This window comes from Luteolibacter luteus, from assembly GCF_012913485.1.
Lineage (GTDB): Bacteria > Verrucomicrobiota > Verrucomicrobiia > Verrucomicrobiales > Akkermansiaceae > Haloferula > Haloferula lutea.
Window position 1 is genome coordinate 2,910,354 of sequence record NZ_CP051774.1, and the last position, 24,689, is coordinate 2,935,042.

Here is a 24,689-nt window from a genome sequence, read left to right on the forward strand (position 1 = left end):
CGGTAGAAATGAAAGGAAACCACGGGAGACCAGCAAAAACACAGCCGCCCAAGATGACCGTGACTCGCCACCGGTCTCATGGAGCACTTAACGGCCTGCCTGCCTCTTCCAAACGAAAACGCCTGCGGCCACGGCGACAAGAACACCGCCCGCCGCAACCCACCATCGGCGATCCGTGCCATCTCCGGCGCCCGCTACAGGATCGGCCTGGGGGGTGGTCATCCCTCGCTTGCTTGGCCGTTCACGAGTCGAAGCGCTGCGTGCAATCTCGTCCTCAGTCTCGGCAAGTACCGAAGGCAGTTCGCCGGTTTTCGATAGGATCTCATCTTGAATCCACATCAAGGGAGCATCCCTCACGGCTGTCGTGTCGACTTTGGAAACACTCTCGGGGTCTGCCGCATGGGCCAGCTTCTTCGAATATAGAGCGCGAAAGCTATAAGGATTCGCCATGCGATTGGAGGGCGTCGCCTTATAGTTCTCCGTGCTATCCTCCTCCTTCACCGTCGCCTTGAAGAGATCCACCATGGTGCCCATCTCTTCCTTACCCACCGGTTCATCGGGCCAGCCCTCCATCCTCATGAGCAGGGTATGAACGGTAGTGCCCCACGCAGGGTCCGAAGGATTCCACTGCCGCAGAAGCGCGATGGTTCCGCGCCCCCTGTTTGACCGGACATCTTCCCTTACCTGGTGAATCAGGTCCTGGGCCTCCGGCAGCTCCATGAAGGGCGCGCCTTCCTCAAGCTGCCGGGTCTGCTGGTCGAGAACCTTGGCCGCCCGCAAAACCCTCTCCGATCGCTTTTCTACCTCCACCCCGAACACGCTTGCGGTGATGAAAACCAAGGAAAACAGAAGCATGGCAGGAATCCCTCTCCGGGGGCGCCAACGAAATCCATCACCACCGGCCGGAGATTTCATGGAGAGGTCATTCACGGGAGAAAGGGTCATTTCAAGATGGAGGAGAGACAGAACGGAGAATATCTCCAAAGTTTTCCAGCCTATCACCAGCCACCTCGCACCGCAAGTATGACACCGTGACACAAGGGGAACGCTCCCTCGCTATCGCTCCGCCTGACTAGAGATCTGCCGGAGGCCGGGCCGCCTCGATTGCCAGCAACCGGTGCTTTGCCTCGTTCGCAGCCACTGCGATCTCGGAGGCGCAAAGCAGATCGGAAACAATCACAACATTGCTCGCTCCCGCGGCGAGGACCTCGGGAAGGTTCGCGCGCTTGATCCCCCCGATGCAGAAGACAGGGATCTTGCTGCCGACCTCGGTTTGGACGGATGGGATGTTCTCCATGCCGATGCCAGGGCGGCCAAGCTTGGTCGGAGTGGGAAAGAGAGGACCGAAGCCAATGTAATCGAAGCCTTCTTCCAAGGCAGCCTTGGCTTGCTCAGGAGAATGCGTGGACCGGCCTACGATCATCTGCTCGCCCACGATCGCGCGGACTGCGGCAAGCGAGCCATCGTCTTGGCCGATATGCACCCCATCGGAGCCGACTTGAGCGGCGATCTCCGGATAGTCGTTCACCACGAAGGGCACACCGGCCTCACGGCACAGCGGCAGGATCCGCTTGGCCAGTTCCTCGATCTCCCGCTCCGCATGACCTTTGGCACGCAGTTGCAGAATATCCGCGCCACCGGCAAGCAAGGCCGTGGCAGCTGCCACGGCGCTCTCCGGCTTCACGTAGCCGAGATCAACGATCGCGTAGAGCTGCCCGGTGAGCTTCATGAAGGAGCCGGGCATTAACCCTTGCGCTCTTCGAGATAACGGGCGACCCAACCGATGTCGTAGTTGCCAGCGGCGAAGTCCGGATGCGCGATGATCTCCTGTTGGAAGGGGATTGTCGTCTTGATGCCGCGGATCATGAATTCGCCGAGCGCACGCTTCATGCGGGCGATTGCGATCTCGCGGTTGGCACCGGTGACGATCAGCTTCGCGATCATCGAGTCGTAGTTCGGCGGCACCGAGTAGCCGGAGTAGACGTGGGTATCCACGCGCACGCCCTTGCCACCGGGAGCGTACCACATGTCGATCTTGCCCGGGCTGGGGCAGAAGTTGTTGAAGGGGTCTTCCGCATTGATGCGGCACTCGATCGAGTGACCGCGCGGCGTCGCATTCAGCACGTGGCCGGAGAGCGGCTCGCCGGCAGCGATGCGGATCTGCTCCTTGATGAGCTCGCAGCCCATCACTTCCTCCGTCACGGGATGCTCCACCTGGATGCGGGTGTTCATCTCCATGAAGTAGAAATCCTTCCCTTGGTCATCCACGAGGTACTCGATGGTGCCGGCGTTCTCGTAGCCGATCGCCTTGATCAGGTTCACCGAAGCTTCCGCCATGCGGCCACGCAGCTCGGGACCGAGCAGGGGCGAGGGGCACTCCTCGATGATCTTCTGGTTCCGGCGCTGCATCGAGCAATCACGCTCGCCGAGCTGGATGAAATTGCCATGGCGGTCCGCGATGACCTGGAACTCCACGTGGTGCGGATTCAGCACCAGTTTTTCCAGATAGCACTCGCCATTGCCGAAGGCCGCGAGGGCTTCGTTCGACGCTGCCTTGAAGAGCGATTCAAAGTCTTCCTCCTTGAAGCAGGGACGCATCCCGCGGCCACCGCCACCGGCGGTCGCCTTGATCATCACCGGGAAGCCGATGCGCTTGGCCTCGGAGAGACCTTCCTTGGCGTCGGCGAGGATCTCGGAGCCAGGTGTCGTGGGCACACCGTTCGCCACAGCGGTGGCGCGGGCGGTGGCCTTGTCGCCCATCATCGAGATCACCTTCGCGGAAGGTCCGATGAACTGGATGTTGCAGCTTTCACAGATCTCGGCGAAGCGCGCGTTCTCCGAAAGGAAGCCGTAGCCCGGGTGAATCGCATCCGCCTCGGTGATCTCCGCGGCAGCGATGATCCGGTCCGGCTTCAGGTAGCTCTCCTTGCTGGATGCGGGCCCGATGCAAACGGCCTCATCGGCCAGATGGACGTGCATCGAATCAACGTCGGCCTCGGAATAGACGGCGACGGATTCCACGCCGAGTTCGCGACAGGCGCGGATGATGCGCAGGGCGATTTCACCGCGGTTGGCGACAAGGACGCGTTTGAACATGGACAATGGCTTTCGATTGCAAGCGGGCCGCCCTCTACTCTCTAGCAGGCGGCAGGCAGGATCACTTGATGCGGAAAAGGACGTCGCCGAACTGGACCGGATTGCCGTCATCGGCAAGCACCGCCGTGATCACGCCGGACTTCTCGGCCTTGATCTCGTTCATGACCTTCATCGCCTCGATGATGCAGAGGGTCTGGCCTTCGCTGACGGCGTCACCGACGTTCACGAAAGAAGGCGAATCCGGAGAAGGCTTGCGGTAGAAGGTGCCGACCATCGGGGAGGTGATCGCTTCACCTTCCTGGGCAGGGGCGGCAGGCGCAGCTGCGGCAGCAGGAGCCGCCGCGGGCGCGGCAGCCGGGGCGTAGGCAGGAGCCGCCGGGAAGGAGCCAATCAGGCCGCGCAAGGCATCCACATCGGGGCCTTTGCGGAGCTTCAGGTGGAAGCCCTCCTTCGACATGTCGAAGACGGTAAGGCCATGCTCGTTCATGAGCTCGACGATCTTGCGGATTTCCTTGAGGTCCACGATGTAGGGAAAGGTGTGTGGTGGGAAGCTGCAGCGGTCGCGGTAGCGGCGCGACGGGATGCGAAAAGTAGGGACCGCTGCGAAAGAGCGTCAAGCGGGAACCCGGTGGTGAACCATCGAAGCTTTAAGGTCAATCATCGCTCATTTGGATGAAAGGAGGGCTCCCTCTGGCACGGTGGGCCTGCGCGGGTCGCCTCCCGGCCACCGGAAAAGGGCAGAAGTCCGCGCGGGTTTTGCTTGCCACCCGGCAGGGGGACGGGCTGCAAAGCGGGGCGATGGAAGTCACCCGCCTAGCCCGCGTGCCGGAAGCCCAGGAATTCGTGCCCGAAGATTACTTCCGGCGCTTGGAGAAGCACGAGCTCGTGCGCGAGGGCCGTCCGCTGGAAATCGACCTAGGCTGCGGGGACGGCCGCTTCCTGCTCGGAATGGCCGAGCACTATCCGGAGCGCGATTTTTTGGGAGTGGAGCGCCTGCTGGGGCGCGTGCGAAAGGTCTGCAAGAAGATCGGCAAGCTGGGGCTGGCGAATGCCCGGGTGCTCCGGCTGGAAAGCCGCTATACCGCGGAGTGGCTGCTACCGAAGGAGTCGGTCTCCCGTCTGCACCTGCTCTGCCCGGATCCGTGGCCGAAATTCCGGCATCACCGCCGTCGGCTAATCCAGCAGGAATTCCTGCAGGCCGTGTGGGACACTTTGGAACCGGGCGGAGAGTTTCTCTTCAAAACAGACCATCCCGAGTATTTCGAGTGGGCCATGGAGAAGGTGGAGGCCTTCGGGAAATTCGAGCGGCTTGAGTGGCCGGAGGACGCCTTTTTCTATCCGAAGACCGATTTCCAGCTCCTCTGGGAGAGTGAGGGAAAGAGCCTGCAGGGCTTGAGATTGAAGAAGTCAGCGGCTCAGGCGGAGGCTTGAGCCGTCGAGAAATCCACGAAGCTCCAAGCTGCCGTCCTCTCTTGGGACGCCAGTGACAGCACCTGTCTGGCCTTGGTGGAAAAGCCGGATCCCACGGCTCTCGCAGTCGGAGACGAATCCCGGAGGAATGCGCTCGGCGTAAGGGAAATCGGCGTGGCTCGCGATGATGGCACGCGGTTTCACCGCCTCGAGGAAGGCATCGCCCATGCTGGAATCATTGCGATGGCGGCCAGCCACGATGACATCGGCGGAGAGGTCGCGGCCGCTTTCCAGCATCGCGCGTTCGATGCTCCAGCCGGCATCGCCCATGAAGAGGATGCGCCAGCCGCGCCAATGCAGGCGGCAGACCATGACTCGCTCGTCCGCCATCATGTTCTGGCTGGCGGCGTCGGGCTCATGGATCACCTCCAGCCACGTGGCTTCCGAGACCTTGTAGTGCCCTTGGGGATCTCCGAGCACCACGGGGATGCCGCGCTGCTCCGCTTTCCCGATCAGATCGCGATACAGCTTGCTCCGCGCCTTGGTCACGGGTGCCAGAATCTGGCGGATCGGGAAGGCATCGATGGCTCCCGCGGCGCCACCGATATGGCCGCCATCAGGGTGGCTGAGGACCAAGTGCTGCGGCTTCACCGAAAAATGCCGGAGCGAGGGCAGGAGCATGTGCTCGAAGCCATTCGCGCTGCCGGTATCGAAAAGCACCGTCGATCCACCCTCATGGAGCAGGGCCGCGCCGTTGCCGTACCCGGGATCATAGACCACCAGGAAGTTCTCGCCCGGCCGGTCGCGGGCGAAGGTGTGATTGCCACCCGGAACCGAAGCAAAGAATCGAGCGATTCCCGTGCAACCCGCGGCAACATAGCCGTTCCCCTTGTTTACCCACCGCTGGGCAGAAGGCGCGATGGGGGAGAGGAAAAGGGCCAGCAGCGCCAAGGCCATGAGAGCCAGCACGAAGATTCCGATCAGGGTGCTCGCCAGGATCGAAATCGGGGAAAGGAAGCCGAAGTGCCAGAGCGTCAGGGGAACCGAGCCGACACTGGCAGCGGTCGAGGCCCCGAAGGCGGTGGCAATCTGCTGGCGGATCCGCAGCCAACGGTCCTGCCACTTCGTATAAAGTTGGAGCGGCAGGTAGGGCTCCCGCCATGAGATCCAGGCGAAGGGGCGCGTCGCCCAAGTTGTGGCGATGCCCATGACGAAGACCACGCCGAAGGAAAGCTGAACCCCGGCTTGGAAGATCAGGTGGCCATTCGCGAGCACCGCCAACATCAGCGCGAATCCGAGGGTATTCAGCAGGTCGGGGCGACGGCGGATGAAGAAAGCTCCGAGAAGGACCGCTCCCATGGTCACGGAGCGGACTGCCGGCGGCTTCATGCCGGTGATCCACGCGTAGGCGAACATCCCCAGAATGATGACGACGATGGCCGCCCGGCGCGGCACCCGCAGCCACTTCAGCGCGAACCAGCCGATCACCCCGATCATGGCCACGTGCATGCCGCTGACGGAAAAGACATGGAGGGTGCCGCTGGCCCGGTAGGCCTCGACCAAGGCCTCATCGTCCGTAGGGCTGTCGCCCAAAACCATGGCCCGGATGACTGCGGCCTCGCGGCTGGCTTCATCAAGGCCGGAGGTGACGGCGAGCCGGAAATCCTCGCGGAGCGCCTCACCTTTCTGGTCCAGCCAAGGAGCAGGGCTCACGCTGCTGCGCTGGCCGCGCTCATCAAAGACGCCCCACACACCCTCACGGTGAAGCCAGTTGGCGACATCGAAAGTCCCTGGATTCCGTCGTTCCGGAATAGGCAGGAAATCGCCGGTGGCGCGGATGGTCTCCCCTCGCAAAGGGGGCAGGCCGCGACCCCACCACCAAACTTTGCCTTTCGGATCCGGGCCCACCACATCGACGAGGGCGGTCCAACCACCCCCGGAAACCTTCGGTGCGGTAGCCACCCGCCCGGTGGCCTCGACAGTGCGGACCTTCGTCCCGGATATCGCGGCGCGGGCGGCCTTTTGCGGGGCGACGCGGGCACTATGGAGCGAACCGGCCGCCAAGGCCAAGGCGAGGGCGGATATCACCACCCACCGCAGGCCGGCGGCCAGCAGCAGGGCGATCACCGCAAAAAAGGTGACCGCTCCTGTCACGAAACAGCCGTCCGCCACCATCACCGCCGCAGCCGCTGCGGCGGCTATCCAGAGGAGGGGATGGCGCTCCACCGTGCGGCGGAGCTTGGCGCGCATGGCCTTAGATCATGCCCCACTCGCGGAGCTTGTGGCGGGCGTTGGCCGAGTGGCGGCTTTCCGGGAACTGCTCGATGACCTGCTGCATGACGGAAACGGCAGAAGGCTTGTCGCTCATGTGCTCGTTGTAGATTTCCGCGAGACGGAACATGAGATACGCGGCGTCGTTCTCTTCCCACTCCTGGCCTTGGATCGCGGTGCGCAGGGTCTCCACCGAGGCGGCGGGATCTTCCAGCTGCTCGAGCTGGATCTTCGCGATTTCCACCCACGGCAGGCGGTTGAGCGGCTCTGCCTCGGCCGCGAGCTTGAAGCACTCGATGGCACCTTCCCAATCGCCTTGGGCGACCTTGGCACGGGCGTCGTGCATCGGGTCCTTCTCGACCATCTCCGCACTGTCGTAGACGGCGTGGGTAAAGCGCTGGGCAATGGCCGGCAGCACGTGGATGACGAAAACGATGCCGACCAGACCTGCGGTCAGGAAGGCGAGCAGGATGCCGCTGAAGGTCTTCTCGTTCTTCCGGCTCTCAATGGCGGTCTCGAGGTCTGCGGCGGCCTGTTCGTCATCGCCGCTGTTCTTCAGCTCCACCAGGCGGACTTCATCCTTCTGGATTTCCTCTTCGGCCTTGTTGAACTTCGACCAGGCGAAGATCACGCAGAGCGCCATCACGACATACAGACCCCACTTCATAGATGGGGGAAACTAATCCCTCGGCCTCGCCCGGCGGAAAGCACAAAATCCACGGCAGGCCTTGATTCCCACTGGCCCGCGCCTCACAGGCGGCGGGCGGCGCGGCCTTCGTCGATCAATTTCCAGAAGTGCTTCGACTTCGCCAGCTCCTCGTCCTCGCCGATCGGAATCTTCGAGCGGAAGGCGAAATCGGTGAAAGTGCCCTTGTGAAGCACCCGGTGGACGATCACCAGGCCGTCCTTCACCTCGAAATAGAAACGCCAGTCCTTGGCGCGGAAACGGTAGAGCACCCGGCCATCCCGCTCGATCTTGCCGAAACGCTCGTCCCCGAGGTTTTCCAGATCCTGTTCGGTCACCTTGAACTCATCGAGAAGTTCAAGCTGCTCCAGCGTGTCGAGACGGGAGATCTCGGCGGCGCTGATTTCGTTGAAAACGATCTGAAACATCGCGGGAACCTGAAATCCCGCCGCGAAAGTTCCAAGCGGGAAATGGATAAAGGAAGCCAACTTCGCGGCTCCTGTCTCACGCCTGCCGGGAAAACCGGGCGACTTCTTCCCCAATTCTTCGTCGTGTCATCCTTGACATGACATATCACGATCCGGTTGTTCGCGCGCGATGATCTGCCCTCTCCTCCGCGGCCACATCCCTTTCGTCTGCCTCCTTGCGGCCCTTTTCCTGCCCTCCGCGGTGCTGCGGGCACAGGCTCCCCAAGGCCGGATTACCAACACCTTCAAGGCACATCCGGCTTCCTACGAGCCGATTCTCGAAACGGAGACGATGATCGTAAGCGCCGAGACCGTAGCCATCGAGGAATGGCCCGGTAAAACACGTTATGAATGGCGCAAGGTGAAGTTCTGGAACAGGGATGGCAGTAACTACAACGAGCGAATCATCCCTCCGGGGCTCGGCGCGAACACGTGGACGAAGTGCATTGCGCATGGGAATGACATCTTCCTGCCCGATGGGGGCAGCTTCCACATGGTGAACCGCAATCCCGCGGTCCAGATCAAGCGCTTGAACTACAACTAGGACACCCTTTGCTCGGTGGGCGATCGTTTCGCGGTACAAAGGATTGTGGTCGCCCAGGCTTGGGACGGAATCCTCTTCTTCAACCGCAATACCTTCCAACAGGTCGGGCGGGTCGCCACCACGCTTCGCGTCCAGGAGCTTGTCCAAAGGGAGAATGACATCGTCTTCACCTCCCGCGATGGCAACGGAAAGTTCCACATCCACCGCATGGCTTATCCGGACTTCAGCCGCAGCGATGTCTTGAAGATGAAGATCACCACCCTGCCGGGGGCCCACGGCTGGATCACGTTCTTCGGCAAGGATTTTGCCGTAACGAGCACCGGAACAAAACACTCCATCGTCCGCTATTCCGATCCGGCGAGAAACGGGAAACCCGCCATCTATCCCCTGCAGGAGAGCACCTCTGACGGGTGGATCGAATGCGGAGGAAAGCTCGCCCGCTGGAGCTTCGACGAAGGCAAACTTTCGACGCTCGAATTCGGCAAGGCGGGCTACACCCTGAAGCCGGTGGGAATGCCCCCGGGCCTCCACGGCAGCTGGCCCATCAGCACGGGACCGGAGAGCATCTTTTTCAACGGCACCTCGGGCGGCGACTGGGTCCACCGGATCGCCTTCTCCGAAGACAGGCAGTTAACGCTCGATTGGCCCGTCGCGGAAGAACGGGACGAGGTGCTCCGCTTCACGGCCAAGTTAGAACAAGCCGCAGCCCAGCCGGTGACCTTCAGCTATGAAACGGCCGGTGGAAGCGCCATCTCCGGGGTGGACTTCACCTCGATCTCCGGGTCCGCGACCATCGCGGCGGGACAAAGCGAGGTGCACATCGATGTACCCTTGATCGAAGACTATACGATCGAGCGCCCGGAATCCCTGAAACTGCGCATCACGGCGCTCCAAGGCGCGCTTTGCGATAATCCGGTCACCTTGGGACGCATCCGCGGCTCCGGGGCACGCCTGGTGGAAGCAGTGGAAAAGGACAACGGCGGCCTCGTGGTCGGCACCTTGGACACCACAACCAGCACCACCGGGGCGGTGCTGCAATTCTCCATCGGCGCGGCAACGGTCGAAGCACGACAGCTCGGCTTCAAAGCCTTCTGGCCCGTCACGGATGCCGGCGATGGCTTCCGCTATGCCCGGGCTCTCCCCATGGACAGTGGCACCATGATGTTCTGCCAATTCGACGGCACGAGCGGCGAGCTGCTCGAGGTTTTTCCCCATGCGCCCTTCAAGGCCCAAGCAGGAGAGCTGACATTCGGGATACGGGACGGCTACGTTCGTTATGAATTCTTCGACGGCCTTCCGTTGCTTTCACACCCGGGCATCGTCATCCCGGAGGGACCGGCCCTGAAGGAAATTGTGGTCCATAACGAGCGCACCCGCGAGGCACTGGATCTCACCGCTGCGTGGGAAGACCCGCTCTCCACCGTCGGCACGCCCTCCCTCGGGCAAACCCCGTCCGGCGATATCGTGCTGCGCATCTCGGGAGGGGAACAGCAGCCTCAGGTTTATGACTTCACGGCAAACCTGAAAGCCACCATCAGCGGCCCCTCCCGGCCCGCGGGCCGCACCATGCTGACACCGGTGGTGATCACGGAAAACAGCGCCGCAGCCGTCATGACCTTCGTGCCCGGCCTGTCCTTCCATGGCGAGACGCTGGCCGCGAGCGGTAACCGCGTGTGGACGGGGCAGAAAGATGGAAGGGTTCTGGAATCCTTCGCCTTCACCGGCGGAAAACTGAGCCCGGGCCCGAAGCTCACCCTGCCTGCCGGTACCAAGCTCCGGCCGGACATGTTCATGGATGGCTTCAATGAGAACCTGGCCATCGCGACAAACGGCGAGAACGTCTTCGCCGCAGCGGCAAAGGGAACCGGAAAGGGCTTCACGCTCGTGAGCGGCGCCAATACCGGCAAACCGAAAGGGAAGCACATGGTCACAAGCTTCTGGCCGACCGCACAAGTGGCGTCCACGAATCTTCTGGCGACCTCCTACGGCAGTATCGGCGAATCCGGACCGCGCCGGGTGGAAGTTAACGAAATAAAGACCAACAAGCTCCTCGCAACGCTCCAGTCACCGACCCACGGACTCTTCGGCTTCTCGCTGGCGATCTCCGAGAGCATGCTCTGGATCTCCTCTCCCCATGAGGGTAAGGTGGAGGGCTATGATCTGACGACCTTCACACGCCAGATCACGGTCACCAGCCCCGCGCCGATCGATCGTGCGTTCTTCGGCTATTCGGTCTCGGCCCATGGCCCTTATCTCGTGATTGGCGAAGCATCCCATTTCAATCCGGGAGCGGTCTGGGTGTTCTCGGCAGACGGCACGACTCTCATCAAGCGTCTCGAATCCGGAGCGAACCAAGGAAGAGATGGATTCGGCTGCCAAGTGGCCACACGCAACGGGCGCATCCTTGTCGGCGATGGACTGATCGACGGTCAGGTCGGACACGGCCCCATCCCCGATCCAGGCGGCCACCGCCGGGTCACGCTCTGGAATTCCCCCACCTCAACCCCGGTCCGCCTGGTCTCCTCCTTCATCAACAGCACCGCCCACGACAGCGGCTATGCGATCGCCCTGCTGGATGATTGCGCGGTCGTCGCAGCCAACTCCGAGACCGCGGGTAGCGTGGAATACTACGCCTTCCCGCAGCCAGGTGCGGCGGAAGGACAGGCCAACATCGCAAGGTCTGCTGCCGGAGGCACAAGCACAGGGGTATGGCCGGCAGAAGGAGCACCGGCACCCGTATGGTCTTTCACGCAGGATCCGGCACAGGGCATCGAAGCCAAGGTCGATCTCGGTGGAGTGCCATCGGATCCGGCAGCAGTGGTCATCGAGTGGTCGCCGGATTTGATGCACTGGGAACCCGTCGCAGATGCGAGCGGCGCAGTGCTCGCGAAGATGACGAAGGTCAGCGCGGCATATGCGGAAGAGGGGATCCTGAAGGTGAGGATTCTTCCGGAAGGCGCAGGGGCCGGGTTCTTCCGCCTCAGGTCGAAGGAGTGATTACACGAAGGCCGGGCCGCGTCGCCCTACCCGGAGGTAGGGCGACGGAAATCACTCAAGGCTTGCCCGGATACAGCGGGCTCAGCTTGTTCGCCGCCTCACTGGCTGCCGGGGTATCCAGAGGCACGCCCGGGTCGAGTTGATCGGCGAGGTGGCGGTCGAGCTCCTTCGCGAGGCGCGCCTTGATTTCCGCATGAGCGGGATCAGCGGCGAGGTTCTTCATTTCGAAGCGATCTTCAGAGGTGTGATAGAGCTCTTCCGAAGGGCGGTGGAGAAAGCGCTCCACGAGATGGAGGTGGCGCGGGTTCTCGGTGGCGGTGAAGACCCAGCTTCCCCAGTAGGGATTGTGCTCGGTGCGGCCCATCAGATGCTTCTCGATATAGGTGCGCTCCGGCGTGAGGTTCCGGATGTAGCGCCACTCGCCATCGCTGATCGAGCGGATGGGATAAGGAGGGCCTTCCGGATAATTGTTGTGCATCCCGTAGGTGAACTCGCGGTGCTTGTCGCTGGCTCCACGCAAAACCGAAGCAAAGCTGCTGCCATCGAAGACCGCGGCGTCGGGCTTGCCACCGGCGAGCTCGATGAAGGTCGGAAGCACATCCGCATACTGGACCAGCGCGGGCGTGCGGCGGCCGGCAGGCACCACGCCGGGCCAGCGGGCGACGATCGAGGTGTGCAGGCCGGTGTCGTAGTTCGTCCACTTGTTCCCGGGGAATTGGGCTCCTTGCTCGCTCGAGAAAACGACAAGGGTATTCGAGTCCAGCTTGGCGTCTTCAAGCGCCTTGAGAATCTCGCCCACCTGGCCGTCCATGTAGGTGATCTCCGCAAGATAGCGCCCGAAGTCCTGCCGCGTGCGCGGGGTGTCCGCGAGATTCGGCGGCAACTTGATCGAGCGCGGAGGGTAAGCACCGGCATCGCCCATCACCCAAGGCACGTGCGGCTCTGTTAGAGCGACCACCAGGCAAAAGGGCTGCGCGGCATCGCGGCTGATGAATCTCTTCACCCCATCCAGCGAGTGGGGCAGCGTGGGCTCGCGCACGCAGTTCTCATCGAAGCCGGAAACCTCTTCGAAGGGATACACCGTGGCGGGCTTGATATGCGTCTTTCCCGCAAGACCGACGCGATAGCCGAGCTCGCCCAGATAGTGCGGCATGCTGCGGGTGCCGGGCCGGGAGGCCGCTTGGTTCCATGCACAGCCATTCCGGATCGGCAGGCGGCCGCTGTAGAATTCGGATCGGCAGGGCGCGCACATCGCCATGCTGACATAGGCGCGCTCGAAGACGGTGCCTTGCTTGGCGAAGGCATCGAGGTTCGGCGTCTTCGCATTCTCACCGCCGTGGAAGGAGAGATCGCTGTGGGTGCAATCGTCGGCGAGGATGACGAGGATGTTCGGACGGGAGGGCTTTTCTTCGGCCTGCGATGAACCGGCCACGGAGGCCAGCAGGCAGGCGAACAGGACAAGAGCTTTCATTGGAACTTCTGGACTTCGTCGGGGCCCGGCGTGGCGTAGGCGGGATCTTTGGCGCGGATGATTACTTCGCCATCCTTCATCGTGACTTCCAGCGGGACGATCGTCGTGCCGCGCGGATTGATGGTTTGAGCGTCCTCCTTGAGATCGCGGCTCTCGATGCCTTCACGTGGCAGCGGCGGGACATTCGCGTTGAAGAAAGCGGTGCACCACCATTTGCCATCGCGGGTCTGGAAAGGCGTGCCATGGCCCAGGAAACGGCCGGCGAACTTCCGCGCGCCATAGGGGCCGGTGATCTTGTTAGAGGTGCAGTAGTAGAGGTTATAGGAGCCCTTTCTTCCCCGGTCTGTCGACCACGCGGTGCCGAGGTGCACGTATTGGTCGCCCACCTTGATCATCGTGGCTCCCTCATGTCCGATGCGGCTGATCGGCTTGCCCTCCGGCCCGGGGCGGCTACCCGCGGGATCGATGCGCACGGGCTCGGCGGTGAATTGGCTGAGGTCCTTGCTCAGCGGGGCGATCGAGGTGTTTTCCCAGAGCATGTACCAGGTATCGCCATCCTTGAAGAGCGAGGGATCATGCTTGCGGCCAAGCTTCCCCTTCATCGGATGGGTCCATGGTCCCTTGAGATCGGGGCCCTCACTCAGGGCAAAGCTCGCCTTCTCCGCGGGACAATGAACCAGCGCCCAGCGGTCGCCCATCCAGTGGAGCTCCGGGGCCCAGACCAGATGTCCGGGCTTCGGGCGAAAGCTGTCCTTGAGTGTGAAGGGCGTCCCGAGCGATTCCCAGTCGATGAGGTCCTTGCTTCGCCACACTTGCACCGTCCCACCGACGATGGAATCCGGTCCGAGGCCGATGTTGTAAGGGTCCGATTGCTCGCGCGGATCACCCGGATTCGGAGTCGTGCCGGTGAGGTAATAGAAGTCATCGGGCCCGAGGACAATGTAGGGATCCCGGATCCATCCGCCCTTGATGAAGAGTGCGCGGTCATGACGGGCTAACCCCGCTTCGATCTCCGCACGAGGCATCGGCTCGCGGAGGCTGGGGAGCGCTTCTTTCGCGCCGGGCGGGGCAGGGGCGGCCTCCTCCGCAATAAGCGGGGCAAGCGCAAGAGTGGAAAGGATCAGGAAACGAAGCGGCATGAGGAAGAGTGTCGCGAGACGCACGGGTGTGGTGACGAAACGCGTCATTAGGAACCGGTCAAAGGGAGATTTGTTCCGGGGAGAAATGCGACGGAGGGCCCGCAGATCCCGAGCAACCCATAAAAAAAGGCGGACCCAAAAGGATCCGCCTCCGGTTAAAGCGCTGGAAATCCAAGCTCAGTTCGCCGGGAAGACAAGAGGCTCGTTGCGACCGCTACCGCGGCCGAAGTCATCCATCGCGTCCTTCGAACTGACGTAGAGCATCACCCCGAAGAGCAGGAAGACGAAGCAGAGCTGGATGTATTCCAGCAGCTTCACCCGCACCGGCCGCTTCGCGATCCACTCCATGGTGGCCAAGACGATGTGACCGCCATCCAGCACCGGGAAGGGCAGCATGTTGAGAATTGCCAGGTTGATATTGAGCAGCACCAGGAAGCCGAGGATGCGCAGCGCAGGATAGTCCATCTGCAGCATGAAGTACTGCAGCTTGCCGATGCCGATGGGACCGCTGAGGTGCTGGACGCCGATGCTGGAATCCGGAGCGATGACGCTGGTGATGGTGATCCACATCATCTTCACCGTGTCGCCGATCTGCTTGAAGGCGCCCGGCTTGATGATCTCGCGATTCACCACGAGTTCTTGTGACAGGCCGACGCCGATCATCGGCCGGGCGGTGTCGTCCTTCGGGGAAATCGGCACCACCGGGGTCACGGTGGCGGTCGCCTTGTTACCCTCGCGCTCGTAGCCGATGCTGACCGGCTTCGCGCCATTTTCCTTCAGGAGGTAGAGCGCCTGGTCATCGGAAAGGATCGGCGTGTCATTGATGCTGAGCAGCGTGTCACCATCCTTCAGACCGGCTTTGCCCGCGGGCGGGTTTTTGACGAATTCTTCCGGTGCGATGCCGATGGTGACCGGTCCGACGCCGATCGGCTGGATGCCGACATTTCGCACGGCGCGGCGCTGCCACCACTTGGGCGTCTCCGGAATCTCAAACTCGGAGTGCAGCTTCACGACGCCTTGGCCGGGGCGGTCCACGGTGAACTCGATGTGGGAGCCACGGCTGGTGACAATGTTCAGCTGGACGCTGTCGAGCGTGCCTTCCCAGCTGCTGACCGGGGTGTTGTTGACCGCCAGGATCTTGTCATCGCGCTGGAGGCCGGCCTTGGAAGCCGGGCTACCGGGTTCGACCCAGCCGATCGTGGTCGTCGGCACGATGTCGGCAGGCTTTCCGAAGATGGAAACACCCACGGCGGCGGTCAGGGCCAGCAGGAAGGAGAAGAGGGGGCCGGCGAAGGCCACGATGATCTTGTCCAGCGGCTTGATCGGTGGCAGCGGCTCGCGGTCGAGATTGCCACCCTCGATCGCTTCCATCGGGGCCATCTGCGGCAGGGCCACGAAGCCACCGGCAGGAATCCAGCCGAGACCCCACTGCACTCCATTGATCGTCTTGCTCCAGATCGGCTTCCCGAACCAGATTTGAAAGCGGTCGATCTTCAGGCCACGCCATTTGGCCGCCCAGTAGTGGCCAAGTTCATGGACGAAGATAATCAGATTGAAGATCACGAGCACCACGAAGATGAGCATCGCGATCTGGAAAGGATTGACGGGGTCCGACATGGGGATTGCAGGCATAGCGTAGCCGCGACCTTAAATGCTTCAAGAAGTTAAACCCCGCTGGAACCCAACAGCTATTGACGGGCCGGGGGGGAAATTCAGAAGCTCCGCGCCGTGGCGTGGCGAATCGACGAAGCCGTGGTGCGCGGCGAGATCGACAACACGGTCGAGGGGAAAACCACCGGCTGGTTGTGGCTGCTTGGCCGCGAACAACCTGTGGAGTTGGACCTCACCGGCGATTGCTGGCGCGATCTGGCCGGAACCCGGCTGAACTTCCGGAATCCGGAGCCGAAACCGCAGCCGAATACGGACCTCGCGTCCCCGCAAAAGGGGGTGGTGGGAGACATGACCGCCTCCCGGAAAAATAAGGTGCCGCTGGTTTCCAATGAGGAATTCGCGGCGATGTATGCCGCTCGCCAGCAGATCCCCTTTTGCTGGAAGAACACCCTGTACTTGGAGTGGTTTAGCGAGGAGAACGGCCGCGTGGTGATCGAAACCTGCGACTTCGCCCTCGAGCTCTCCGAGCACGTCTGGGAAATGGATGACGATGCGGAGGAGGCCCAGAAGCTGGCGAACATGCAGGCCATGCGCGATTTCATGAACGTGCTGGTGCGGCGGATCGAACCGACGGATCGGCCGGGCGATGACGGCGACGAGGAGGATGAATTCCAGTGGGAAGAGCGCCTGAAGGAGTCGGACCGGCTGGCCGACGCGTATCAGGAAGTGCTGGAGAAGTACTTGGATGATCCGGATGCAGAACGGAAAGAGGCCTTTGCGATGGGTTGGGACGGCCTGCTTGAAGCACTCGCGGAGGAAAACGAATCACCGGAGCCGGTGGAGGCCCCCACTTGGAAGCCGGAAGACAGCGAGCGGGAGGATTGGGATGAGGAGGCCGACATGCGGCAGCACCCGCTCCAAGCCCGGGCGCAGGATCTGGTGATCCGCGGAATCGATTTGACCCGCGCGGGTGGCGAACACCCCGCCGGCCCGACCTTGAACGCCGCGCTCATGCAGGTGGCCGGAAAACTGGCGGGTGCCCTGAATGGGGACTACGAACGGGAGACCGGCTACGTGCTGGCCATGCTCAAGCGCTGCCTCGGCTGGCAGAATGATGCGCTGGCGGCTTGCTCGGAATTGATCGCCGCGGCCGACGACAATGACCACAGCCGGGCCTTGGAAGCGCTGAAGGATTCAATTTTTGAGATCCGCGAGGAAATCGTGAACCTTCGAAAAGAACTTAAGGAAAATTAAGCAATTGCATCGCTTCGAATCCAGATTACCACTCCGTCACATGAAGAAGCTGCTGGCTTTGTTGGCGCTGGGCGCCGCTATTTCGCTTTCATCCTGCAATACGGCCATTGGATTTGGCCGGGACCTTCGCTTGCTTGGAACCGGAATGGAAAACAAGGCGCATGGCCGTGAATGGAACGGCAATCAGCAGCAGGATAGCCTGCCGACCTACTAAGACCGGCAACATCCCTGATTCCGACCCATGAAGAAACTCATCGCTCTACTGGTGCTCGGTGCGGCTGCATCGCTGACGTCCTCCTGCAATACCACCATCGGCTTCGGGCGCGACCTGAAGCTCTTGGGAACCGGTATCGGTAACAAGATCCAGGGCAAGACCTGGGACGGAGGCCAACAGTACGATTCCGGCGGCGGCAGCGGCGAAAACCTGCCGACCTACTGAAAATTTCGGTAGGTCCACTCGAGAGAATGGAGCGCGGACACTCTTGTCCGCCTCTCGATCCATTCTCCCGGCCAGCAGGAACGCCGTCCCTCCACAGGCTATCGCATTGGGCGAAGCTTCGCCCCTCGCCCGTTGGGACGAGAGGCACGCAGGGCATCTCTGGTTGCCGATCCCCATGCACCGTTCAATACGGCGTCGGCCTCGGCGAGATTGGAGGTCTCCCCGGCCCGGGGCGCACGGAATTCCAGCCGTCCCGATAACCACGGTTGAAATCATTCCGCACCGCCCGCGGGACCTCACCGGAGTGACGGTCCGGATTCATCGGTCGTCCGGCTTGGCGATCGCTGCGTCCCCGATCCTGACCCAGCTCGTAGGCGCGGCGCTGGCTCCACGGGTTGTCGTTCGCGTTGCGGTAACCCGCATTGTAACCTTGGACGTAGCTGTCACGGGAGGCAGGTGGGAAGCGGTCGCGCCCGTAGTAAGGATTGTATTTCCTGCCTTGGCGCTTGTCGCGGCTGCCATCGGAATGACCGGCGCGGTATGCGGAGGATTCCGAGCCGCTCCAGCCGGGGCCATGACCCGGACCAGGGCCTTGGATAGGACCGGGGCCCGGAGCAGGCGGAACACAGGAGGCGGCAAGGAGCGCGGCGGTGAAAATCGTGGCCACACGAATCGGCCATTTCGCGATCCTTGGCTGGAGATTCAGCCATTGACCCGACAATCGCTGGAGGGGGTGAACGGAGACATTCATTCTCATCGTTCCATAGACCTAGAAGACGCATGAAACTCCGTCCAGCAGTTCTCCTCGCCTGCCTGTCCATGCCCCTGATGACCGCCCGGGCGGATCATGGGAACCTCGCCTCCTTCAACGAGCTGACCGGCCGTTGGTACGGGGTGGCGAAGACGACAGTGCTGAACGAGTCGGTCGATGTCTCTTGGGCACCCGATGGCTCGGTGCTGCTCTATGTGCTGCAGACCGCTGAGGGAAAGCGGCTGATGAAGATCGATCCGGCGACGGGACGATCGGAACCCGCGGTGGAAGGCTCACCGGAGTTCAAGGACTTCCGCGCCGGCGAGAAGGGCGGGGTGTTTCTCGAGACCGCGGAAGGTTGGCGGAAGGCCGAAGGAAACCGCTTGAGCGAAGCCGAGCCGCCACAAGGTCCGCCACGCCGGGATGAAAGGCGCAGGCCGCGCCGGGACGATGGGGAGCAGCGCGGCGGCAATCGTCAGCACGTGGCATGGAAGTCTCCCGATGGCCGCTGGGAAGTATCGCTGCAAGAGGGTGCGGTGAAGCTGAAGGACACGAAGGACGGCAAGGAGCGCGAGCTCGCGAGAAAGGATGATGCAGGGGAGTTCCGCAGCGAGCCGGTCTGGGCACCGGATTCCTCGCGCTTCGCGATGTGGAAGGAGAAGGATGTGGAAGAGCGCATCGTCCACTACATCGAATCCTCACCGAAGGATCAGCTGCAACCGAAGCATTTCACCCGCGAGTATCCGAAGCCGGGTGATGAGATCGACACTCGCGCGCCTTGGGTTTTCTTCACTGGAAATGAAGAAGCGATCGCGGCGGATGAATCACTGATCGCAAATCCCTTCGAATGCCGCCAACTGGAATGGCGGAAGGACTCGAAGCGGCTGACCTTCGAATTCGTTGAACGCGGCTTCGGCAAGCATAACATCATCGAGATCGACAGCGCGGCACGGAAGCAGCGCGTCCTGGTGCGCGAGGAGAGCGACACCTTCGTCTTCGTGTATGGCAATAGCTTCCGCCGTGACTTGAACGACGGCGACGAGATCCTGTGGATGTCCGAGCGCGACGGCTGGAAGCACCTTTACCTGCTGAATGGCAGCGATGGCTCGACCAAACGGCAGCTTACCAAGGGCGAATGGATCGTGCGCGAAGTGGTGGATGTGGATGAACAGAACCGCGAGGTGCTGCTGAAGATCTCCGGTTGCTACAAGGGGCAGGACCCCTATTACATCCACTACGCCCGGGTTTCGATCGACACCGGGAAGCTGGTACCGCTGACCGAAGCGGATGGCACGCACGACCGATTCGAGCGGGCACCCGGCGGCAAGTACTACGTTTGCCGTTGGTCACGCGTGGACAGCGCTCCGGTGACGGAGTTGCGGAAATGGGAGGATGGTTCGCTGGTGGCAACTCTGGCGAAGGCAGATGACTCGAAGCTTCGGGCGACCGGCTGGCCGCTGCCGGAGCCCTTCGTGGCAAAGGATCGCGACGGGAAGTTCGATATTCACGGCATCATCTGCCGCCCGCCCGATTTCGACCCGGCAAAGAAGTATCCGGTGATCGAGAACATCTATGCAGGTCCCCAGGATTCCTTCGTGCCGAAGGCATGGAACCCTTGGATGATGCCGAAGCATGAGATCGCGGTCCACGGCTTCATCGTCGTGCAGATCGATGGCAAGGGGACGGCAAACCGCAGCAAGGAGTTCCACCACTTCTGCTATAAGAACCTGAAAGACGCGGGTTTTCCGGATCGCATCGCCTGGCTGAAGGCAGCGGCAGCAAAGTACCCGCAGTTGGATCTGGAACGCGTGGGGATCTTCGGCGGCTCGGCAGGCGGCCAGAACGCACTGGGCGCGATGCTCTTCCATGGAGACTTCTACAAGGCGGCGGTGGCGGATTGCGGATGCCACGACAACCGCATGGACAAGATCTGGTGGAACGAACAATGGATGGATTGGCCGGTGGGCCCGGAGTATGCGGACAACTCGAACGTGACGCATGCAAGGAACCTGCAAGGAGCCCTGCTCCTGACCGTCGGTGAGGTGGATACCAACGTGGATCCCTCCTCAACTTACCAGGTCATCAATGCGCTGATTGCCGCGGACAAGGACTTCGAATTCCTGCCCATGACCGGGCGAAACCACGGAAGCGGCGAGGAACGCTACGCCCAGCGCAGGCGCGTGGATTTCTTCAAGGCACATCTCGGCTCAGCGCGCTGAGGAACGACGAAGCGCCTCCAGCACTCCAAAGCGCCCAAGGGACAACCAACGGACAGCCCAAGCAAGGTGAAGCCCACCTCTTCGAGAGCCCCGACGCGGCCACCGGGAGAAAGCCCAGGGTAAGCGCGCCGCGCGCAACCCTGGGTCTTCAAGATAAGAGTAGGGCACCCTGGATGGGTGCGGGGAGGCTCCTAAGTTCCTTCATCCCACCTTGGCAGTAGAACCGATCCGCAACATCTGCGAATTTCCCGGATGGCATGCCTATCTCCATCCAAAGCTTTGGCGAATTCCTCCACCACCCGCTCGCCAGGAACTTGTCAACGTCCCCTTCGCTGTGGTCCAGCGTGCCGCCTGTTAATTTCCCTGTTATAACAGGCGGAACAGGCTGGAAATTTCAGTGGTCCCCACCGGTCGCGGGAACCCCAAGGCAAGCTCCCGAGCCTCTACGCTTGGATCGACGGCAAGAAGGCCCCCTGCGGCGGAACAAAGTCACCGAGGGACATGTAGGAGAGCATCTTCATCGTACGATGCCCCTCGGCCAGCGCCTGCCGGTAAAAGGCCGGCCTAGCCATCGGGCAGATAAAGCGTGCCAGCGGCGGCGGCAGATGCCGGGCAGCTTGGGAAATGAGGACAAGCAGGTCCTCGTCGGACTCCGCTCCCGCGTGGCCGAAGAGAGTCGCGAGAAGGTAACCCGTCACCTTGCCATCACGCTCGCGGACAAATCCCGGCGTCTGCCATTCCAGCAACTGGGCCGCGTCCTTGGCACGGGAAAAGCCATAGGTGTGCTTCGAAAGGGCGGCCACTGCATCAAGATCCTCCGCGACGAGCGGGCGGATGCTGGGATCTTCCTCGCTGGCAGGCAGGGATTGCATCAGGACGGCGGAATCCCTCCAGTCGAAGCCAAGCGCCGTATAGAGCGAGAGCGAAGTGGTATTCAGCCCTTCTTGGAAAAGACGGGTCTGGCGGATTTCCCGGCGTCGCGCTTCATCGATGACCCACTGCATGAGGGCCTTGCCGATGCCCTTCGACTGGACCTTCGGATCGACGGTGATCGGACCCACCCCGGCCACCTCATCGGAATGGAGGAGGAAATTCGAGCCGACCACCTGGCCATCCAGCACCGCCATGACACCGGTGTAATCCGGCCGCTTTACCGTCTGGGCGATGATCATTTCACCGACCTCGGCATTCGGAATGTCCCGCTCGATGCTGAAGCGATCATGAAGCGAGGAAAATGCCTCATGGCAAATCTGGGAGAGCCGGGGGACCTGATCCTCGGTAGCAGGCACAAGTTCGAGAGCCATGCCGTTCAAATAGACCGGCACGTTTCCCCGCCGCAAGCAGCCAGCGCGGCCTTACACCTAAGGTTTACCCCGGCGGAAGGCATTCGCCCAGCGGTGCTCCCAGACGTGGAGCCACGGATGAGCCCCGTGCTGGTCGGGCGCGCAGTAGGCGGAATAAGCGATCGAGGCGACCCACATCGCGGGCACGACGATCAGCGACAGGCCCACGGTGGCAATGGCCAACCAGGCGGCGATGAAGATCATGAGCGTATTGCCCACGATCAGGATGCCTGCGCCTGCCAGATAGTGATGCTTGTAGAGGTGGCCGAGGCCGGGAATCACGCTCAGCAGCGCCGCGATCTTGTTGCGGTCGACGGACTGCCACGCATCGAACAGTTCCTTCATAGCGATAAACACTCCTTTCTCACCTGTCATGCTGGCACAGCGAGGGCGAGGGTGCAAGAACGGGAAAGACGGCGGTTTGTATGAACAAATCCGGAATTTTCTGCTGTATGGAGCCGCTGCTGGCCGGAATTCGACCTCACCCGATCGCGGTAGCGAGACTCCTTGCCAGCCTCCAAGCACCTCATAGCATCTGTCCGATATGAAAATCCTCTCCGGCCTCCCGGTCGTTCTTGCCCTGTTTTCCGCCGCCGCCTTCGCGCAGGAAGCAAAGCCCCTGAAGGTGATGCTGATCACCGGCGGCTGCTGCCACGACTACAAGGCGCAGACCGAGATCCTGAAGAAAGGGCTGGAATCCCGCATCAACGTGGAAGTGACCCAGATCCACGTGGACGATGGCAGCACCGCGCCAAAACTGCCGATCTACGGGAACCCGGACTATGCGGAAGGCTACGACGTGGTGATCCACGATGAATGCGCCGCCGACATCAAGGACGAGGAGGTGGTGAAAGGCGTGCTGAAGCCGCATGAGGATGGCATCCCGGGCGTGGCGCTCCACTGCGCGATGCACAGCTACCGCGTGGGCGATTTCGGCAACAAGGTGAAGAAAAACAGCAAGGATGCCCTGTGGTTCGAATTCCTGGGTCTCCAATCGAGCCGCCACGGCGCGCAAAAGCCAATCGAGATCAAGTTCGAGGACAAGAACCACCCGGTCACCAAGGGAGCGGTGGATTGGACCACTGTGAATGAGGAACTCTACAACAACATCCAAGTCTTCGACAGCTCCCACACGCTGGCTACGGGCAAGCAGGATGGGGAAAAGGATTCCGTGGTGGTTTGGACGAACCTCTACGGCAAGAAGAAGACCCGGGTCTTTGCCACCACGATCGGCCACAACAATGCCACCGTGGAAGATGCCCGCTACCTCGACATGGTGGCGAAGGGCGTGCTCTGGGCCACGGACAAGATCGATGCCAATGGCCGTCCGAAGGCGGGCTTCGGTCGTCCGAAGAAGTAAGCAGGCAAATTTTCGGCCCCTGCCATCCTTTCCCAATTCCGTGACCCTCATCGCTCCGATGCTTCAGCCATGAAGGTCGCGGTGATCGGGATCGGTGGCAGCGGTTCCGCGGCATTGCGCTTCCCGGCCAAGGCAGGCCACGAAGCGGTAGGCTTCGAGCAATTCCGGCCCGGGCATGACCGCGGCAGCTCGCACGGCCATAGCCGCATGATCCGGAAGACCTATCCGGATCCTTTTCACACCCGGATGATGGCCGGAGCCTACGAGCTCTGGGACGATCTGGAGCGGGAAGCGGAGGAGAGTCTTTTCGTCCGCTGCGGCGGCATCACCTTCGGACCCGCAGGGGATCCAAAGCTTGAGGCCACGCGGCGATCGCTTGAGGAAGCGGGGTTGCCCTACGAGCGACTTTCCCGCGAAGAGAGCGCCACTCGCTTTCCTGCGATCGATATCGGTCTAGGCTCGGAGGCCATTTACCAAGCGGAGTCCGGCTTTCTCCGGGCAACCCGCTGTGTGCTAGCTCAGGCCCGGCTGGCAACAGCGCAAGGAGCGAGGCTTCACGAGGAAAGTCCGGTCTTGCATCTGGAAGAGCAGGGCGGAGCTGTTCTCGTTTCCACAGCCTCGCAAACCGAACGATTCGATGCGGTGATCGTCACGGCAGGCCCTTGGATGGGAAAGCTGCTGGCACCGTTGAAACTGCCGCTGCGCACGGCCTTGCGGCAGGTGATCTACGCGGGAGTCACAAGGAACGAGGAACTTTTCCAACCGGACAAACTCCCGGTGTGGATCGAAGAACCTAGCGAGTACTACGGCTTTCCCGCCGACGGCGAAATGGCCGGCATCAAATTCGCCTCACACGACGCAGGCATGGACTTTGATCCGGATCGGAAAGACCGCCCGGTGATGGCAGGACATGTTGAGCGGGCCATGCAGCACATCGCGACCCGCTTCTCCGATCTGTCCGGCGAAGTCATCGCATCGCAATCATGCCTCTACACGATCACACCCGATGAACATTTCATCCTAGATCGTGCGCCCGGATCAAAGCGCATAATCATCTGCTCGGGGTGCAGCGGTCACGGGTTCAAATTCACCATCCTTCTCGGGAAACTGGCAGCGGACATGGCGGCCAGCGGAAGACATGACGAAAGCACGCTGCCATGGAGCTTAAGTCGCTTCGACTGAAACGAAGAAGGGGGACGAAACCGCCCCCCTTCCAAAGCTTATCGCAACAAGCGGTTCCGTTTCGCGGCATTGCTCGCGCCGATGGTGCTGAAAATGGCGAAGGCCAGGAACGTCAGCGGCCAGGTCACGAACCCTACGAGGACGTAGCAGAGCAGGAAGTTGATTCCCGTCAGGATCCAGTAGCCGAACATGAGGATCAGGCCGCGGACGACATTGCCCGCGTAAATATGGCCGATACCGAAAGTCTGGAGAAAAATACCCGGCAAAATCTCCAGCAGAGCCGCGATCCCGTTGTCGGGGCCGGCGGCCACGAGGGGTCGCGCTTCACGTGCAAGGTTGGTCGATTCGATGGTCATGTCTTTGGTTGGAAACGAGGGCACCATAGCAGACCCGGGCGGGGCGAATATTGGAATCGGGCGCGTTTTGTGTAACGGTGGCTGGGAAAAACTC

Annotated in this window: 23 protein-coding genes; 9 read left to right on the forward strand and 14 right to left on the reverse strand. The window is 61.8% G+C overall.

What is annotated here, in order from left to right; genetic code table 11:
* Positions 1–87 precede the first annotated feature (87 nt).
* The 4 genes from HHL09_RS12160 to accB all read right to left on the reverse strand — a co-directional run bounded on the left by HHL09_RS12160 (position 88) and on the right by accB (position 3,619).
* The gene (locus tag HHL09_RS12160; protein ID WP_169454903.1) at positions 88–855 is read right to left on the reverse strand and encodes a hypothetical protein; all 768 of its coding nucleotides are present in this window, start codon (positions 853–855) and stop codon (positions 88–90) included.
* A 217-nt stretch (positions 856–1,072) separates the two neighbouring features.
* Entirely contained in the window at positions 1,073–1,729 is a 657-nt protein-coding gene (gene thiE, locus HHL09_RS12165; protein ID WP_169454904.1) for a thiamine phosphate synthase, read from the reverse strand.
* 14 nt (positions 1,730–1,743) lie between these two features.
* Positions 1,744–3,096 (reverse strand): acetyl-CoA carboxylase biotin carboxylase subunit, encoded by a 1,353-nt coding sequence (accC, locus tag HHL09_RS12170; protein WP_169454905.1) that lies wholly within the window; start codon positions 3,094–3,096, stop codon positions 1,744–1,746.
* 61 nt (positions 3,097–3,157) lie between these two features.
* A complete protein-coding gene (gene accB, locus HHL09_RS12175; protein WP_169454906.1) occupies positions 3,158–3,619 on the reverse strand; it encodes an acetyl-CoA carboxylase biotin carboxyl carrier protein in 462 nt (153 codons plus the stop codon).
* Positions 3,620–3,768: 149 nt separating this feature from the next.
* Between accB and trmB the strand changes: the two genes are divergently transcribed.
* A complete protein-coding gene (trmB, locus tag HHL09_RS12180; protein ID WP_240963780.1) occupies positions 3,769–4,527 on the forward strand; it encodes a tRNA (guanosine(46)-N7)-methyltransferase TrmB in 759 nt (252 codons plus the stop codon).
* Here trmB and HHL09_RS12185 read toward each other — a convergent pair.
* The 3 genes from HHL09_RS12185 to HHL09_RS12195 all read right to left on the reverse strand — a co-directional run bounded on the left by HHL09_RS12185 (position 4,504) and on the right by HHL09_RS12195 (position 7,890).
* On the reverse strand, positions 4,504–6,756 hold the full coding sequence (locus HHL09_RS12185; protein ID WP_169454907.1) for a ComEC/Rec2 family competence protein: 2,253 nt from the start codon (positions 6,754–6,756) through the stop codon (positions 4,504–4,506). The two genes, trmB and HHL09_RS12185, sit on opposite strands and share 24 nt — an antisense overlap.
* Before the next feature lie 4 nt (positions 6,757–6,760).
* Complete coding sequence (locus tag HHL09_RS12190) at positions 6,761–7,444, reverse strand: tetratricopeptide repeat protein (protein WP_169454908.1); 684 nt, start codon at positions 7,442–7,444, stop codon at positions 6,761–6,763.
* An 83-nt stretch (positions 7,445–7,527) separates the two neighbouring features.
* Positions 7,528–7,890 (reverse strand): hypothetical protein, encoded by a 363-nt coding sequence (locus HHL09_RS12195; RefSeq protein WP_169454909.1) that lies wholly within the window; start codon positions 7,888–7,890, stop codon positions 7,528–7,530.
* A 169-nt stretch (positions 7,891–8,059) separates the two neighbouring features.
* On the opposite strand from HHL09_RS12195, the gene HHL09_RS12200 reads away from it, so the two are divergent.
* Together HHL09_RS12200 and HHL09_RS12205 are read left to right on the forward strand one after the other, a co-directional pair.
* Positions 8,060–8,473, forward strand: coding sequence for a hypothetical protein (locus HHL09_RS12200; protein ID WP_169454910.1), 414 nt, complete (start codon positions 8,060–8,062; stop codon positions 8,471–8,473).
* A 15-nt stretch (positions 8,474–8,488) separates the two neighbouring features.
* A complete protein-coding gene (locus tag HHL09_RS12205; protein WP_169454911.1) occupies positions 8,489–11,470 on the forward strand; it encodes a Calx-beta domain-containing protein in 2,982 nt (993 codons plus the stop codon).
* Positions 11,471–11,525: 55 nt separating this feature from the next.
* On the opposite strand, the gene HHL09_RS12210 is transcribed toward HHL09_RS12205, so the two are convergent.
* The 3 genes from HHL09_RS12210 to rseP form a co-directional block, all read right to left on the reverse strand.
* Complete coding sequence (locus HHL09_RS12210) at positions 11,526–12,941, reverse strand: sulfatase family protein (protein ID WP_169454912.1); 1,416 nt, start codon at positions 12,939–12,941, stop codon at positions 11,526–11,528.
* Positions 12,938–14,128 (reverse strand): family 43 glycosylhydrolase, encoded by a 1,191-nt coding sequence (locus HHL09_RS12215; protein ID WP_169454913.1) that lies wholly within the window; start codon positions 14,126–14,128, stop codon positions 12,938–12,940. The genes HHL09_RS12210 and HHL09_RS12215 overlap by 4 nt, the downstream gene beginning before the upstream one ends.
* 129 nt (positions 14,129–14,257) lie before the next feature.
* Complete coding sequence (gene rseP, locus HHL09_RS12220; protein ID WP_169454914.1) at positions 14,258–15,697, reverse strand: RIP metalloprotease RseP; 1,440 nt, start codon at positions 15,695–15,697, stop codon at positions 14,258–14,260.
* A 111-nt stretch (positions 15,698–15,808) separates the two neighbouring features.
* On the opposite strand from rseP, the gene HHL09_RS12225 reads away from it, so the two are divergent.
* From HHL09_RS12225 to HHL09_RS26855, 3 genes are read left to right on the forward strand one after another with little or no spacing between them, the layout of a single operon-like run.
* Positions 15,809–16,945 (forward strand): hypothetical protein, encoded by a 1,137-nt coding sequence (locus tag HHL09_RS12225; protein WP_169454915.1) that lies wholly within the window; start codon positions 15,809–15,811, stop codon positions 16,943–16,945.
* Positions 16,946–16,985: 40 nt separating this feature from the next.
* Positions 16,986–17,159 carry a hypothetical protein gene (locus tag HHL09_RS12230; RefSeq protein ID WP_169454916.1) on the forward strand — a complete coding sequence of 58 codons (174 nt, stop codon included), beginning with the start codon at positions 16,986–16,988 and terminating at the stop codon, positions 17,157–17,159.
* Positions 17,160–17,186: 27 nt separating this feature from the next.
* Entirely contained in the window at positions 17,187–17,384 is a 198-nt protein-coding gene (locus HHL09_RS26855; RefSeq protein WP_240963781.1) for a hypothetical protein, read from the forward strand.
* A gap of 184 nt (positions 17,385–17,568) precedes the next feature.
* Here the strand turns inward: HHL09_RS26855 and HHL09_RS12240 are convergent, their stop codons facing one another.
* On the reverse strand, positions 17,569–18,135 hold the full coding sequence (locus tag HHL09_RS12240; protein WP_169454917.1) for a hypothetical protein: 567 nt from the start codon (positions 18,133–18,135) through the stop codon (positions 17,569–17,571).
* Between the two features lie 29 nt (positions 18,136–18,164).
* Here HHL09_RS12240 and HHL09_RS12245 point away from each other — a divergent pair, with 29 nt between their 5' ends.
* Entirely contained in the window at positions 18,165–20,354 is a 2,190-nt protein-coding gene (locus HHL09_RS12245; RefSeq protein WP_169454918.1) for a S9 family peptidase, read from the forward strand.
* Between the two features lie 443 nt (positions 20,355–20,797).
* On the opposite strand, the gene HHL09_RS12250 is transcribed toward HHL09_RS12245, so the two are convergent.
* Together HHL09_RS12250 and HHL09_RS12255 are read right to left on the reverse strand one after the other, a co-directional pair.
* Positions 20,798–21,658 (reverse strand): GNAT family N-acetyltransferase, encoded by an 861-nt coding sequence (locus HHL09_RS12250; protein WP_169454919.1) that lies wholly within the window; start codon positions 21,656–21,658, stop codon positions 20,798–20,800.
* A gap of 57 nt (positions 21,659–21,715) precedes the next feature.
* Positions 21,716–22,042, reverse strand: coding sequence for a hypothetical protein (locus tag HHL09_RS12255; RefSeq protein WP_169454920.1), 327 nt, complete (start codon positions 22,040–22,042; stop codon positions 21,716–21,718).
* A 199-nt stretch (positions 22,043–22,241) separates the two neighbouring features.
* Between HHL09_RS12255 and HHL09_RS12260 the strand changes: the two genes are divergently transcribed.
* Together HHL09_RS12260 and solA are read left to right on the forward strand one after the other, a co-directional pair.
* Positions 22,242–23,057, forward strand: coding sequence for a ThuA domain-containing protein (locus HHL09_RS12260; RefSeq protein ID WP_169454921.1), 816 nt, complete (start codon positions 22,242–22,244; stop codon positions 23,055–23,057).
* Positions 23,058–23,126: 69 nt separating this feature from the next.
* Positions 23,127–24,239: an N-methyl-L-tryptophan oxidase gene (gene solA, locus HHL09_RS12265; protein WP_169454922.1), complete on the forward strand. Its 1,113-nt coding sequence runs from the start codon at positions 23,127–23,129 to the stop codon at positions 24,237–24,239.
* 38 nt (positions 24,240–24,277) lie between these two features.
* Here the strand turns inward: solA and HHL09_RS12270 are convergent, their stop codons facing one another.
* A complete protein-coding gene (locus HHL09_RS12270) occupies positions 24,278–24,595 on the reverse strand; it encodes a hypothetical protein (protein WP_169454923.1) in 318 nt (105 codons plus the stop codon).
* Between the last annotated feature and the right edge of the window lie 94 nt (positions 24,596–24,689).